General features: G+C 39.5%; 16 protein-coding genes and 1 pseudogene. 4 read left to right on the forward strand and 13 right to left on the reverse strand.

The annotated features are described in order from the left end of the window. Window positions 1-15: 15 nt before the first annotated feature. The 5 genes from H9Q76_RS10970 to H9Q76_RS10990 form a co-directional block, all read right to left on the reverse strand. Window positions 16-1,020 (reverse strand): LacI family DNA-binding transcriptional regulator, encoded by a 1,005-nt coding sequence (locus H9Q76_RS10970; protein ID WP_118374579.1) that lies wholly within the window; start codon window positions 1,018-1,020, stop codon window positions 16-18. Between the two features lie 31 nt (window positions 1,021-1,051). Next, entirely contained in the window at window positions 1,052-1,885 is an 834-nt protein-coding gene (locus H9Q76_RS10975) for a carbohydrate ABC transporter permease (protein WP_118374580.1), read from the reverse strand. Next, window positions 1,885-2,727: a carbohydrate ABC transporter permease gene (locus tag H9Q76_RS10980; protein WP_021984042.1), complete on the reverse strand. Its 843-nt coding sequence runs from the start codon at window positions 2,725-2,727 to the stop codon at window positions 1,885-1,887. Before H9Q76_RS10980 ends, H9Q76_RS10975 begins: the two co-directional genes overlap by 1 nt. A gap of 98 nt (window positions 2,728-2,825) precedes the next feature. Then, window positions 2,826-4,157 (reverse strand): ABC transporter substrate-binding protein, encoded by a 1,332-nt coding sequence (locus H9Q76_RS10985; RefSeq protein WP_117781488.1) that lies wholly within the window; start codon window positions 4,155-4,157, stop codon window positions 2,826-2,828. A gap of 240 nt (window positions 4,158-4,397) precedes the next feature. Further along, window positions 4,398-6,656 (reverse strand): glycogen/starch/alpha-glucan phosphorylase, encoded by a 2,259-nt coding sequence (locus tag H9Q76_RS10990; protein WP_117781489.1) that lies wholly within the window; start codon window positions 6,654-6,656, stop codon window positions 4,398-4,400. Window positions 6,657-6,791: 135 nt separating this feature from the next. On the opposite strand from H9Q76_RS10990, the gene H9Q76_RS10995 reads away from it, so the two are divergent. From H9Q76_RS10995 to H9Q76_RS11010, 4 genes are all read left to right on the forward strand, one after another. Further along, window positions 6,792-7,679 (forward strand): AraC family transcriptional regulator, encoded by an 888-nt coding sequence (locus H9Q76_RS10995; RefSeq protein ID WP_117781490.1) that lies wholly within the window; start codon window positions 6,792-6,794, stop codon window positions 7,677-7,679. 327 nt (window positions 7,680-8,006) lie between these two features. Further along, on the forward strand, window positions 8,007-8,066 hold the full coding sequence (locus tag H9Q76_RS14010; protein WP_242995531.1) for a hypothetical protein: 60 nt from the start codon (window positions 8,007-8,009) through the stop codon (window positions 8,064-8,066). A 144-nt stretch (window positions 8,067-8,210) separates the two neighbouring features. After that, window positions 8,211-8,375: a helix-turn-helix domain-containing protein gene (locus H9Q76_RS13845; protein ID WP_330594643.1), complete on the forward strand. Its 165-nt coding sequence runs from the start codon at window positions 8,211-8,213 to the stop codon at window positions 8,373-8,375. A gap of 100 nt (window positions 8,376-8,475) precedes the next feature. After that, complete coding sequence (locus tag H9Q76_RS11010; protein ID WP_118374584.1) at window positions 8,476-9,132, forward strand: DUF1648 domain-containing protein; 657 nt, start codon at window positions 8,476-8,478, stop codon at window positions 9,130-9,132. Between the two features lie 177 nt (window positions 9,133-9,309). Here the strand turns inward: H9Q76_RS11010 and H9Q76_RS11015 are convergent, their stop codons facing one another. From H9Q76_RS11015 to H9Q76_RS11050, 8 genes and pseudogenes are all read right to left on the reverse strand, one after another. Beyond that, on the reverse strand, window positions 9,310-10,218 hold the full coding sequence (locus H9Q76_RS11015) for a radical SAM mobile pair protein B (protein WP_117781492.1): 909 nt from the start codon (window positions 10,216-10,218) through the stop codon (window positions 9,310-9,312). Then, window positions 10,206-10,895, reverse strand: a complete 690-nt coding sequence (locus H9Q76_RS11020) for a radical SAM mobile pair protein A (RefSeq protein ID WP_117781493.1) — start codon at window positions 10,893-10,895, stop codon at window positions 10,206-10,208. The genes H9Q76_RS11015 and H9Q76_RS11020 overlap by 13 nt, the downstream gene beginning before the upstream one ends. Continuing rightward, the gene (locus H9Q76_RS11025; protein WP_117781494.1) at window positions 10,892-11,329 is read right to left on the reverse strand and encodes a radical SAM mobile pair system MarR family transcriptional regulator; all 438 of its coding nucleotides are present in this window, start codon (window positions 11,327-11,329) and stop codon (window positions 10,892-10,894) included. The genes H9Q76_RS11020 and H9Q76_RS11025 overlap by 4 nt, the downstream gene beginning before the upstream one ends. Before the next feature lie 115 nt (window positions 11,330-11,444). After that, the gene (locus H9Q76_RS11030; protein ID WP_330594644.1) at window positions 11,445-11,882 is read right to left on the reverse strand and encodes a hypothetical protein; all 438 of its coding nucleotides are present in this window, start codon (window positions 11,880-11,882) and stop codon (window positions 11,445-11,447) included. Between the two features lie 89 nt (window positions 11,883-11,971). Next, window positions 11,972-12,067, reverse strand: a pseudogene (locus H9Q76_RS11035) (lantibiotic ABC transporter ATP-binding protein); the annotation flags it as partial. A gap of 547 nt (window positions 12,068-12,614) precedes the next feature. Further along, a complete protein-coding gene (locus H9Q76_RS11040) occupies window positions 12,615-13,307 on the reverse strand; it encodes a DUF3879 family protein (RefSeq protein ID WP_117781707.1) in 693 nt (230 codons plus the stop codon). A 126-nt stretch (window positions 13,308-13,433) separates the two neighbouring features. Beyond that, window positions 13,434-14,057 carry an ATP-binding protein gene (locus tag H9Q76_RS11045; protein WP_243032653.1) on the reverse strand — a complete coding sequence of 208 codons (624 nt, stop codon included), beginning with the start codon at window positions 14,055-14,057 and terminating at the stop codon, window positions 13,434-13,436. 242 nt (window positions 14,058-14,299) lie between these two features. Further along, complete coding sequence (locus H9Q76_RS11050; RefSeq protein ID WP_238298039.1) at window positions 14,300-14,791, reverse strand: hypothetical protein; 492 nt, start codon at window positions 14,789-14,791, stop codon at window positions 14,300-14,302. Window positions 14,792-14,866 lie beyond the last annotated feature (75 nt).

The raw sequence follows: 14,866 nt of genomic DNA on the forward strand, positions 1-14,866 counted from the left end.
GTCAAGGCATAACAATTATACTCTGCGTACGCTTTCGCCCTCGATCAGATTGTGTGGGGCATAATCATGTTCACACCCCAGTGTATAATGTATGTGCTTCATCAAAAGCTCCACACTCCGCTTCGCAATACTGTTTATGTCCTGACCCATTGATGTAATTCTCGGTGTGTAAAATCTCGATATGACTGTACCATCGAAGCCTACCACCGATATATCATCCGGTACTTTTTTCCCGGCATCTTCGATTGCCCGAATTGCGCCAACCGCAATCGTATCTGACAGCCCGACAATGGCTGTCACATGTATGTTTTTTTCAAGTAACTTTTTTGTTGTCTCATAACCTGCCTCATACGAATACCGGCAAGCCATATAATTCTTATCCGGATCAAACTCCAGACCACTTTTTTCAAAGCCTTTTTTACACCCAAGATAACGCGAGAAACTGATCTGTTTATCTGAAATCTCGCCCCCCATTACGACAATATCTTTGTGTCCGTAGCCTGTTAAATACTGCACGAGCTCCATGGTTGCAGCCTCATCATCGACACATACGGAAGAAACATTGTCGAACGCTAACTCCCTTGCACTCGTAGTTGCAACAACACAGGGGATTTCAAGTTCATTCATACGTTCATCAAAAAGAGCTAAATTCGCACCGAGAAAAATAATCGCTTTTGAGGTTTTGTCACGAACGAATTTTAATGCCTCTGCAACCTCGTCCCCATCTTCATCGATAATCTGGCAGGATACAACCTCGTCCAGCTCTGACAGCAGAAGTGTAATCCGGTCAAGAATCTCCATGAAGAAACTATTGTGCCGGCCTTTCATGATAATTGTAACTGTATTTCCGCCACATCGTTTCAGCTTTCTGGCATTTCCGTTTGGTTCAAAATTGCTCTCTTCGATAATTTTCAATATCTTTTCGCGCGCTTTCTCACTTACACCCGGTTGTTTGTTTATTACTCTGGATACGGTGCCAATACCGTATCCAGATAATTTTGCTATATCTTTGATCGTCATATAATCGCTCCTGTAAAAATGTGATTATATATTAACCCTTAACAGCGCCAGCCGCAACCCCTTTGACAATATATTTCTGAGCGCATAAGTAGAATACAACAACCGGAATGATTGCCATGATCAGGCATGCCATAATCGCACCCATATCAACACGTCCGTAGCTTCCCTTCATGTACTGGATGACAATGGAAATTGTCTTGAATTCCTTAATATCAAGTACAAGGTATGGAAGAAGGAAGTCATTCCAGATCCACATTGCTTCCAGAATACCTACGGAAATGAATGTAGGCTTCATCATAGGAACTACTACACAGAAGAATGTCCGGAGTGGTGAGCAGCCATCAATCATTGCAGCTTCTTCCACTTCTACCGGAATTGATTTTACAAATCCGGTGAACATGAATACCGCAAGTCCGGCACCAAAACCGAGATATACAATCACGATTCCCCAAGGTGTATTCAGATGGAGGGAGTCTGCCGTTCCGGAAAGTGTAAACATAACCATCTGGAACGGTATAACCATAGAAAACACACATAAGAGGTAAATCATTTTTGTAAAAACATTCTTAACACGGGTTATAAACCATGCTGTCATGGAACAGCAGATCAGGATAACCGCAACTGAAAATACTGTAATAAATAATGTCCAGCCCACAGCTTTCAGGAAATCATATTGCGTAATTGCTGTCTTATAGTTTTCGAGTCCAACATAGCTTTCCTCTGTAGGCAGCTTAAATGTCTCAAGGTTGATGAACGTCTTCGACTTCATCGAGTTAATCAATACGATAAAGATTGGAGCAACAAATATAATTGAAACGAGTGTAAAAAATAATGTTGCAAGTATTCCCATCACTTTCTTTTTCATTACTGCTGCACCTCCTTATCCCTTGTCAACTTTAACTGTAACAATCCAATCGCTACTACAATTATGAAGAACACAACTGCCTTCGCCTGTCCAACCCCTTCAGCTCCTACTCTGCCATAGAATGTGCTATAAATATTCAGGGCAAGCATTTCTGTCTTATGAAGTGGCTCACCACCTGTAAGAGCAAGGTTCTGATCGAATAACTTGAACGAATTCGTAATCGTCAGGAATGTACAAATTGTAATCGATGGCATCATGTTAGGAATTGTAATTTTAAACAATCTCTGCATTCTGGTAGCTCCGTCGATCATAGCCGCCTCCTGAATATCACCAGGGATCGCCTGAAGTCCCGCGATGTATACGATCATCATGTAACCAATCTGCTGCCAGCCTACAAGAATAACCAGTCCCCAGAAACCTAATGTTTCATTTAACTTCAGGGCTGTATCAAACTTCACGAAAATACCATCAAAAATCAGCTGCCATACATAACCTAATACAATACCTCCGATCAGGTTTGGCATAAAAAACACTGTACGGAAAATATTCTTTCCTTTGATATTCTGTGTCAACGCCAGAGCAACCAAAAATGCAAGTACATTGATCAACACAAGCGAAACGATTGCAAATAAAGTAGTGAATTTGAATGATCCAAGAAAATTTGAATCTTTAAATGCTTCTATATAGTTTTGTATTCCGACAAATTTTGCATCCTTGATTGTTGTAAAGTTACAGAAAGACAAGTAAATACCTTCAATAAAAGGAATAATAAATCCTATCAAAAATGCAGCCATAGTCGGTAACAAAAATATTGGCCAATATTTTTTTACTGCCTTTTCCATCTTATACCTCCTACGCCCTCGAACAACTACCTTCTAAAAAAGGGAGGAAATATATCCTCCCTTTTTAATTACAGGTTGTTTTATCAGGCTTCTTGATCCTAGTTTCCTGCTGCCTGACTCTCTGTAGCCCAGCCTTCAACGAATGCTTTCTTTACGAGATCCCAATTCGCATCTGTCTGATCGGAAGCGTATACAGTAAGAGCTGATCCTACTTCGTTCTTCCATGTCTCAGAAGGCATTGTTGTGAAGTTCCAGCTTACAGGTGTCTTGCCATCTGCAACATACTGGCTTGCGATATTCACAAGAAGGTTATCTGACTCAAGGTTCTTCTTGAATGGAGTAACAAATCCCATTCCGTCTGCTCCGGATGGCATTGCACCCTGTGAACCACAGATTGCCTTAAGCGCTGTATCGTCTGTAGCAAGCCATGCCATGAAATCTTCTGTTGCCTTGATGTCTGCTTCGGAAGCCTTAGCATTTACACACCAGTAGTTCTCTGTACCTGTACAAAGTCCCTGATTTTCTTCTCCGTCTACACCGATATAAATCGGAAGCATTCCAAGATTCTCATCTCCGACTGAGCTTATATCTGAGTATGCCCATGTACCATTCTGGTAAAATACCGCTTTTCCTGCTACGAACTCAGCAACTGCATCATCACCGGTCTTAACACTGAGCTGCTTAGGATCTGTAGTTGAGTTATTAATGTACAGATCCCAGATCTGACGGTAGTTATCCAGGTATGTTCCCTTGATTGCCTTTGTGTTGTTGATTCCGTCTGCCTGATACTCATAGTATACAGGAAGGTTTGCAAGGTGAGTCTTATATCTCCAGTCTGATGAACCATCCATACCTGCAGATGTAAATGCATCAAATCCAAGCTCATCACGTCTTGCTGTAATATCTTCTGCTACCTTCTTCAGATCTGCAAAGTTCTTGATGTCATCCATGGAATAACCTGCCTCGGCAAGAAGCTTCTTGTTGCAGATGATACCATAGGACTCAATAACATATCCGATACCTGCTACCTTATCGCCATCCTTCAAAGCGAAATCCTCTGAAGTAAGCTGCTTGTAAACTTCTGTGTCAGACAAATCTGCACAGTAATCTTTCCACGATGCTAAGCCAACCGGACCATTTACCTGGAACAATGTAGGGCATTCTGATTTACCCATCTCACTCTTAAGAGTTGTCTCATACTGACCGGATGCAGCTGTAACAACGGTTACCTTTACGCCTGTCTCCTCTTCGTAGATCTTGGCAAGCTCCTGCCACTGGGCATCTGCTTCCGGCTTAAAATTCAAGTAATATACCGAACCCTTATCAGCCGATGCATCCTTCCCTCCTGAAGTTCCCTTTCCTCCACAACCTGCAAACAGTGACATCATCATTGTTGCAGCTAATCCTAAAACTGCTAATTTCTTCTTCATGCTTTTTCCTCCTCTAATCTTTTCATTTGCTTTGTTTATAGTTACGTATACGTTCCTTGGAAACGTTTGTTGTATCGTTTTTGGTAACGTTTCCATTTCATGAGTCAATGATACAACATTTAAAAACTTTTTGCAATCAAAAAAGTCAACTTTTTGTTTATTTAGTCAAATTACACAGCAATTTTGAATTTTTTTTGTTACTTATCACCAATTTCTGCGTGCATTTGCTATCAATGGATCCTATTTTATTATTTTCCAAATATCGTTATTATATTCAGCAATTGTACGATCGGATGAGAAAAATCCTGCTTTCGCAATATTCACCATCATCTTCTGCGCCCACGCCTTACGGTCCTCATATTCCTTATAGGCACGTTCCTTGGCATCAACATAAGAATCAAAATCAATAAATGTCATGAACCAGTCTTTGTTGAGAAGCTCATTATACAAACGATGCAGCATTTCTGCATTTCCAAGTGCTATCACTGCGTCGCTGATAATAAAATCAACGGCTTCCTTCAATACCGGATTGTTCTCATAATATGTTCTTGAGACATAGTCAGCCTTCGCATAATGCTCAATCACCGAATCACTTGACTCTCCAAAGATATAGATATTGTCGTCACCAACAAGCTGATGGATTTCAACATTCGCACCATCTTCTGTTCCGAGAGTAACCGCGCCGTTCAACATGAACTTCATATTTCCAGTTCCGCTTGCTTCTTTTGATGCAAGTGAGATCTGCTCCGAAATATCACAGGCAGGAATTAATTTTTCTGCAAGAGTAACATTGTAGTTTTCTACCATAACTACGTTCAGATACGGGCTCACTTCCGGATCGTTGTTGATCAATTCCTGAAGGCACAGGATCAAATGAATAATATCCTTTGCAATCGTGTACGCAGGTGCAGCCTTTGCTCCAAATATAACCGTAACCGGCGTAGTCGGCAGCTTGCCCGCTTTAATCTCCAGATACTTATGAATAACATAAAGTACATTTAACTGCTGACGCTTGTACTCATGCAGACGCTTTACCTGGATATCAAAAATTGAGTTTTCGTTTAATTCGATTCCCTGTGTTTCCTTGAAATATTCTTTGGCGCGAAGCTTGTTCTGATGTTTAATTTCAAGAAGCTTTTCAAGTTTGTCATCATCGTCTACAAATGCAAGTAATTTTTCTAATTCCATTGCATCTTTCTTGTATCCGTCCCCAATCCACTCCGTGATCGTATCAGATAACAGTTCATTACAATAGAGAAGCCAGCGGCGGAATGTAATGCCGTTTGTCTTGTTGTTGAACTTCTCAGGATAGATTTTGTAAAAATTATTAAGCTCCGAATTCTTCAAAATCTCTGTATGAAGATACGCAACGCCATTTACACTAAATCCATAATGAATATCGATATGTGCCATGTGAACGAGATCATTCCGGTCGATAATTGCCACACTCTCATCGCTAAACCGTCTTCTTACCTTATCATCCAGAATCTCAATAATCGGGACAAGCTGCGGAACAACCTCTGCCAGATAATGTCTAGGCCATTTCTCAAGTGCCTCAGCCAAAATTGTATGGTTTGTATATGCGCAGGTCTTACTTACAACATAAATCGCCGCATCCATGTTCATCCCTTCCGCTACAAGCAGGCGAATCAACTCAGGTATGATCATGGTTGGATGTGTGTCGTTGATCTGGATTACTGCGTAGTCGAACAAATCATAAAGTTTACTTCCCTTCGCCTTACACTCATCGATAATGAGTCTTGCGGCATTGCTTACCATGAAATACTGCTGGTAGATACGAAGCTTTCTTCCATCTTCGTCACTGTCATCCGGATATAAGAACAATGTCAGGTTCTTCTCTATGTCTGTTTTATCAAACTGATGATTTGCATCTACGATGGACTCATCCACCGTTTCTACATCGAATAGGCATAATTTGTTGGTACGGTTATTGTAACCTGTTACATCAATCTCATACAATCTCGACTGCACCGTGCATTTTCCAAATGTAACAGGGTATGTCACATCTGTTTTTCTAAGCCAGCTTTGATCCTTGATCCATGGATTAATCTGCTCTTTCTGCATTCTGTCTTCGAACACCTGCTTAAACAAGCCAAGGTGATAATTCAATCCAATACCCGCACCCGATAATCCAAGTGTTGCGATTGAATCAAGGAAACATGCAGCAAGTCGCCCCAGACCGCCATTTCCAAGAGATGGCTCTACCTCAATCTCCTCAATCTCCGCAAGTGTCTTTCCGCTTTCGGCAAGCACTTTTTTGACGTCCTCATAGATTCCAAGATTGATCATGTTATTCGAGAGCAGCTTTCCAATCAGAAATTCTGCCGATACATAATAAATCTTCTTTTTCGTTTCTTCCATGCGGCGGTCATCTGCTAACTGCTTTGTCAGGTTGAGCAATGCATAATATACTTCTTCATTGCTGCTTTGTGCGATTTCTTTTCCAAGCAGTTTTTCAAGTTCCTGTTTTACCTTCATCGTATACCCCTTTCGTTTTCACTTGAGCTTTTGTACGCTCTTTTATAGTAATACAATATCACGAATTGGAAACGTTTCTCTTGCAAAATAGTATCATAATATGATACTATTCTATCAATTAGGAGGGTGTTTGCCATGAAAGAGATTGTAAATCCAGACTCTGCGTCTAATATCGAATTAAATGAAAACAAGATTCACTTTCAAAATGAATATCAATATAACACCTATATATGTTCGATTCCGATGGATTTTGCAAGTGTACCGGTTCATTGGCATGACGAGTTCGAAATGATCGTTATTAAGAAGGGACGCGGATACGTTACCCTCAATTTTCAGAGATATAAGGTTTCATCCGGAGATATCGTAATCGTTCTTCCCGGAATGCTTCATTCCATTGAAGGTAAACAGAATTCGACTATGGAATATGAAAATATACTTTTTTCAAAGCACTTTCTTGCCTTTGGTGCAGATGACGTGACGCAGCAAAAATTTATCGATCCTTTTTTTAACGGAGATATCCAGATTCGTCATTATCTGACACCCGGGCACGCGTTATACAAGGAAATCAGCAATATTATTGATTTATTAGATGAAAAAAGCGATGAAAGAGACTATGCGTATCAGCTTTTTATCAAGGGGGGGCTTATCCAGATTGTATACCTACTGATTACGCACCCGCCAAAAGTAAACGAGACTGCGCAAAGTGATAAGCATGAAGAGAAATTGAAAAGTATCATCCGGTATATCTCCACACATTATTATGAAGATATATCCATCGAAGAAATTGCAGAATTTTGCCACTATAGTCCATCGCATTTTATGAAATTTTTTAAGATCCATACCGGAATGAGCTTTATCTCATATGTGAATGACTTCCGTGTCACAGAAGCACGTGCAATGCTCACATCTACCAATGATTCGATTCTTGAAATCTCACAGAAATGTGGATTCTCAAATCTGTCGAATTTCAACCGGATGTTCAAAAGAAAATATGGTATAACACCAAGGCAGGTACGCAGCTGAGTCTGCCGCATACTCATTCGTATTCGTGTACCACGCGTCGCCATTTGGCTTTACTACACATGGATAAGAGTAGAAGGCAGCATTACAGAAGATACACGCCGTGAAGCCCGTGTTGCAATAACGGAAGGCAATACGGCTTCTTTGAGTTCTATGTATACAGTTGATGACAACCTTATTGCTGTATTCGCATTTGATAATGGAATTGCTACTATTTACTCATTTTCAGACGAACCGAAAGAAATAAATTCTAATTGAATATAATGGGGACATTACAAAAGGACCTCTTTCTCTTACCTTGCCGACAATGCTATGTTGTGGGTGCAGAAAATGAATGAAATTCAGTCCAGAGTTAGAGAAGTCATTTACAACGAGATTATCTACGCATAGTAAAAATTAGGGCGGTAAGCCAGCTTTTAGCTTACTGCCCTTGTTTTGCTATTTAAAAATATTTTGAAATAGCCATTGAAAAACGAATGCTAAACTGATATAAACTATTTAAAGATTATTTGAAATAGATTAGGGCGTGGAAGATTGGCTATAAATGAAGTGTTAGCTGCTTTAGCAGACGATACTCATCGAAAAATTCTGCTAAATTTACAGGAAGGAAAAATAAGCTCAGGCGATTTAGCTATCGCATTGGATATGACACCACAGGCATTATCCTATCATTTATCAAAGCTAAAAAGGCAGACTTGATTTACGAAACTCGATATAAAAATTTTATTTACTATGAATTAAATTTATCTATCCTTGATGAAACAATTATGTGGATAAGTAAATTACGTGGAGGTCAACAATGAAAAAGAAAAAAATCATTTTTTATAGTCTTATGTTTTTGCCATTGATAGTTGTTTTGATTGCCTTACCGTTCTTACCAGAGCGAATTCCAGCTCATTATGATTTCAATAATCAAGTAACACGTTGGGGCAGTAAATACGAAACATTAATTTTCCCTGTGATCACAGTTTTATTTGGCTACTTTATGCTTGGTATGGCTAAATCCTCTTCAAAACAAGAAGAAAATGGGAGTAACAACGAAAATGTATGTATTGTGGCAGGAATTGTATCTCTTACACTTTTTAACGCTATGACAGGTTATTTCTTGTATGCTGATTTCAATTCGATTGAAAATCTTTCTTCAATTGCACTTGATATTAATCAACTTTTATTTGGACTGCCTGGTGTTGCAATGATTATATTAGGCAATATTATGCCAAAACTACGAATGAACTCAATCGCAGGACTGAGAACAGTATGGAGTATGAAAAATGAAACAACGTGGAAAAAAAGCCAACGCTTTGGCGGTATTTCATTTATTGTAGGCGGGGTTATTATAATCATAGTATGCTTTTTAACGAAAGGCTTTTCTTGTTTCTGGTGGACAATGGGCATCGTAGCAATTCTTTTGATTATTGACACCTACTATACCTACACATTATCCAAAAAATATTGATATAGTAATACGTGTTTATTGAAAACTTTTATATGCATTTATCAAACACTGTAGTGCTATACTAATGTTACAACATTAGTATAGCACTACAACTGAATACATAAGGTAAGAACATTAAAATGCCGATTTCCCTTGAAAATACAAGGGTTTCGGAGGATTAAATAGATAAACTTGAATTTAGCGATTTCTTTTTCCGGTATTCTCTGTCCCACGGATTTCCTCATGATAGAAATAATCTACGATCACCGGATGCCCCTGCGGGACTCTGCCATAAGGCATTTCATTATCCACAAAGGCACAATCATACTTCTTAGCCATTTTCTCAGCTTTTACTTCAAGTGCTTCAAAGTAGCTGCGGTTATGCTTGTTATAGATCTCGTCGTAAAGTGGTACAAGATCAGGATATTTTCCGGCGATATAATCCATAATTGTCTTTTTGAAACCGCCTCGAAGATTGAGATTTTCGAGCCAGAACAGATCGCACTGATTCTTTACCCGCTCAAAGATTGCTTCAAAATCCGTGATACCGGGGAATACCGGGGATACGAAACAGACTGTACGGATACCTGCCTCATATACCTGCTTCATAGCAGCGATACGGTGCTCAATGCTCGAAGCAAAATCCATATCGTTCTTGAAATTTTCATCTAGCGTGTTGATCGACCATGAAACGGTTACACGTCCAAGCTTCTTCAGCAGATCAATATCCCGTACCACAAGATCCGACTTTGTGCAGATCAGAATATCTGCGTCACTGCCGATCAGCTGCTCCAGAAGTTTTCTGGTATTCCCGAATTGCTCCTCCTGTGGATTGTAACCATCTGTCACAGAACCAATGACCACCCGCTGTCCGGCATATTTCTTCGGATTTTTAATTTTCGGCCAATGCTTCACATCAAGGAAAGTGCCCCATTCCTCCTTGTGCCCGGTAAAGCGCTTCATAAAAGAAGCATAGCAATACTTGCAGGCATGCGTACAGCCCACATAGGGATTGACCGAGTAACCGCCTACCGGCAGACTAGACTTAGTCATGATGTTCTTTGTTTCCACCTCACGAATGAGGATTCCATTTATTACTTCTTCCATGATTTCTGTACCTCTAACACTTTATTAAATTCTTCCGGCATTTCCTGAATCATATTTTCATCCCCTATGATAGGGACAAGGTCTTCCTTCATAAACACCGGAATGCCGAGCTTATGTGCCTGGTCCGCCAGAGACCATGCCCATTCCGGCTCCGTATGAATCTTCCTGCTCTGAGCTCCGGTCATGGTGCCCGCAACAATCCAATTGATTCCGGAAAGGTCAACTGTGCCGGGGTCGTCGAATAACGGTTCAAAGGTAACATGGTAATGTTTTGCTCTGACGTTTTTCCGAAGGGCGTCGATACGCCACAGTTCTGCTTTCCTCGTCACCGTAACGCCAAACCATGCGTTTTCCAGATCGGTATCAAAATCCAGCAAATCAGGTCGCTTGGTAAGGAACAGGAACTGATGCTGTGGATTTTCACGGATCTTTGCAAATACCTCGTCTCTCCATTCCGGCTTCCATCCGGAAAGATCACTCATCCCGGTAAGAAGAAAGTTCTTCGGACGTTTCTTTTCCATCATCTTGAGCTTACCCGGAAAGAATTCAGGGTCAGCGAAGTCATCAATCATATGCCAGCGTTTCACGTTGTTGCGGGCATAGCAATATGTACACCCCACTGTGCAGCCAATGACGATATTCATGTTCTGAATCTGATCTTTGATACAAATACTCATGACTTCTGCCACTCCTCAAGATTCTTTCTGATGCGGTCGAGGCATTCCTCAAACCGGGTAATTTCTTCCTCTGAAAAACCTTTGTAGTAAATACTGCCCATCTCATCAGATACAGAATCGTACTCGCCCTTTAAAGCATGTGCTTTCTCAGTCAGAAACAGGAGTGTTTTCCTTTTGTCCGTTTCAGACTGAACACGGCTTATCAGCCCTTGATTATCCATTCTTTCCAGCATCGTAGTAAGAGATGTTATCGCTAATCCGCATTTAGTCGAGAGTGACCTGATTGAGATACCATCCTCCTGCCACAGCACATAAAGAATACGTCCCTGGGCTCCATTAAACGCATCAATATTCTTTTCACTGAGAATCTTCTCGAAAATCCGGTCTCCAAGCTGTTTTATTTTGGTGACAAGAAATCCTCCATTCATTTCCATACAAAAGCTCCTATATAGTAGTTTATTAGAAACATACTATATAGGAGCTTTATTGTCAAGAGTTTATATTTCTTAATAGGTAAATTCCGTTTTTTTCAATTCTCCAAACCGGAAGTTATGAACTCAAGCTCGTTACCAGTGACGAATATCTTTCTGTCTTATTTATAATATCTTCCTCAGTAACACCATAATAACTGTATAAATCTCTGGCTATTTTCTTAAACTTTTTCATTACCGCTTTATTTCCTGAATAAGACATTCCAAATATATTCCAAGTATAATCTATTTCCATTTCAAGAAAATTATCATTAATTTCTATTTTATACAAATGAAAATCCATAGGAATTATACTATCGGGCATTTCAGCAATCATTTCACTTCGAGTCTTTATTTTACCAAAATACTCTATAACGGATGCTTCATTAAAATAATCTGGTAATGGAATATCCTTCATTTCACCCAAAAGTTCTGGTTTATGTTGCAAAATCAAACTTTCTTTTAGGCATTTTATTTGTTCAATATATTCTCTATCGCCTGGAGCAGTTTCTGTCAATCCGTATTTTTCTTTTGCATACTGTACTGTTTCAGAAAGAGAATGCGGATTTGCAACTATTGTCTTCTCTACTTTTTTTCTCTTATATCTATCTGTCCTTTTTCTATATTGAGTGAAACATTATTTACTGCTTTCTGCTTTTTAAAATATTTACACAAATTTTGTGTCTGCAACATCATTTCCATCTTTTCTATCCTTCCTTCTATATTTTATTTCTTACTGAAATATAATCTATCAGGGAAAAATAAAGATTTGATGAAGTTTGCTAAATTTATACTCTCTCGGTTCCTTCTATACCGACGACAACATAAAAAAGAGAATTTCGAGACGACAGGCCTATCTGAAAACGCAAAAGGAAAGAGCGAAAGAACGAAAAGAAAAGCGGAAAGCTACATACGAAGCTATGTCTCCAGCTAAACGCCTACCATGATGCGAAATTCGCACTGGAAAGCCACAACATAGACCTCACTGCAATCACCAGTTCCAATATCAAAATACTGCAAAATCGACTCGAGCAGGCTGAGCAGGATATGTATAACCTTGAGGAGCAGCAGCAACAAAACGAGCGTGATCTAAAGGAGCTGCAGCGCCACCAGAAGGAAATTGACACCTATCTAGGGAAAAAGCATGAAGATATTTAATCCTCATGCTTTGCAGTAAAGTTATAGAAAAGGCATCCGAACGGCATTTGTTACACAAAATGCCGTTCTGTCTACTAATATATTCAGATCATTATAATTTCAGATCAAAACCTCTCTTGAATATTTCTCCATATTGTCCCATCGTTACAGTCAATGATTTATCAATTTGCTCTCTTGTAATCCCATCCAACGCACCTGCTTTTATCGCTTTTCCAGGTTTCCATGTTGGATCGGCAGCCTTTGCCGCATCATAAAAAGCTTGATTATACTGTCGTTCATATTGTTCTAAAGTCCACGTCCCCTTTAATCTGTCCCGCTTCTTTGCAGACTTTTGATAATGGTAAAACACATCTGAACGTTTTGTAGTATCTCCGTTTGCAATTCCATTTTCTTCAAGGAACTCCCGTTTTGCATTATCAAACATTTCCTGTCTGTTTTTTTCAGGAATATCAATAATCACGTGTCTCTGCGAAATAGGAATATCCGTTGCGTCCATACCGGCAAGACCAGTTGCCGGAGAAATATAGTCCCCATCTTTGTCATAGTTCTTCATCAAATTCTTTATGGCTGCCGGATTGGTATACATCATTCCGTTTGCATTTTGCATCATTTTACTTATAACGGTTTTATATTGTTTGCTGTTTGTGTTAATCCCTGCTGCTTTTAACTGTGATTGTACTGCACTGCTATTGAGCTGGGATAATTGGAAACTCCCTATTGGATTAAATGCCGACTTTCCGGATGAATTTTGAAACAAAAAAGCATAATCTGTAATTTTTGACATAATGTAACCTCCTTGTGCACATTATATTGTAAATCCATTTACTGACTCACATTGTATATCGGCATAATCGCTTTAATTGTTCACCTTTTGCTTTTAGTATACTATTCCACTCGCAATACAACAATTTTAATCATGGATTACCCATGTACCTTTCTTAGAAGAACCGATATGCTCCACAACACCATCTTTCTTTAATTTATTGATATGATAGCGAACTCCTCCAACAGAAAGCCCAAGCTGCTGTGCAATCATCTTTACTGTAATGGAAGGCTGTTCACCCATGAGCCTAATTATTCTCCCTACATTTTCTGTGTTAGTTTCTGTGTTAGTTTCTATGTTAGTTTCTGTGTTAGTTTCTGTATTAGCATCCCTTTTTCGATACATATTTACTCTGAAATCGCCATCAAAATCAATCAACTCCGGCTTCGGTAATCCATATTCCTCACAGGCTGCAAATAACCTCGGTATTCCAGTTCCCCATTTTTCAATAATTTTCATGTACGCAAAAGCTCTTGCGATTGCGGGATTTCTCGGTCTTGAGTAACCTTCTATCATTTTTTCGATCGTAACATTATTCAGTAGCATACCCGGCGAAGTAATCTCTAGTCTGTCATCATACAATGCCACTTGTATATTTCCCGGCTCAAGATAACTACGATGAGCCACTGCGTTTGCAATCAACTCTCTTATGCTATCTGTAGGAAGTTCATATACATCTTGTCTGTACATTCCCTTTATTGTCATTCCCATGTTAATTTTTTCAAGAACATACTGGTATCTGTGCCATTCTTTTTTGTTCTTTCTATTAGTGTTTTAAGTTCTTCTTCAAAAGCCATCCCTTGTTTCCCCTCTTTTGTGTCATATACTATATAATCCTAACCACTTATAATCGAAAAATACACATTGATTATACCATTTTTCACTCATACCCGCAATTAATACCACAACATCATGCAAATCATTCTATCAATCCTATCCGGTCAGCTACATCATCAGAAGCATACTGAGATACCGATACTCTGCAGGAGCATTTTCATCTTTGGTCGTTCAAATGGTATCTGAAACTCCGCTTTTCTGCTTCTTGCCATGAATACTACAAATAGCATCGTCATAAAATAAGGTTCACATGCTGTATGTGTTACCGAACCATCTGCCCGTGTGACTTCTCTCATATCCACCGGAATATGACTTTTTTTACACGCTTTCTTTAATATCTCTGCGGTTCTCTCATCATTCACATCTATGGAAGTAACATCTTTACCCTCTTGGTTAAAATCCTTTAACGAGCCATGTGTCTCCTTATAGTTGGAAACCACCTTATCGACTACCTTGCCGAGCAGAGTTTCCTTCTGCTCCGCACTCATACCGGGATTTTTCTCTTCTGAACGTTTACAGGCTTCCGCAATGGCTGTTATCAGATCCACGCTGACAGTCACAATCGCCTTTCCCGTTTGGAATGACTCCTGCGTCAACTCATCGACCATTGTTCTGTCCTCCTGTTATATGTTTTCCTATGGCTTCTGTCTGTGGGTGCTCTCACCCATAGGATACACATTTTA

This window comes from Wujia chipingensis (assembly GCF_014337155.1).
Taxonomy (GTDB): domain Bacteria; phylum Bacillota; class Clostridia; order Lachnospirales; family Lachnospiraceae; genus Coprococcus_C; species Coprococcus_C hominis.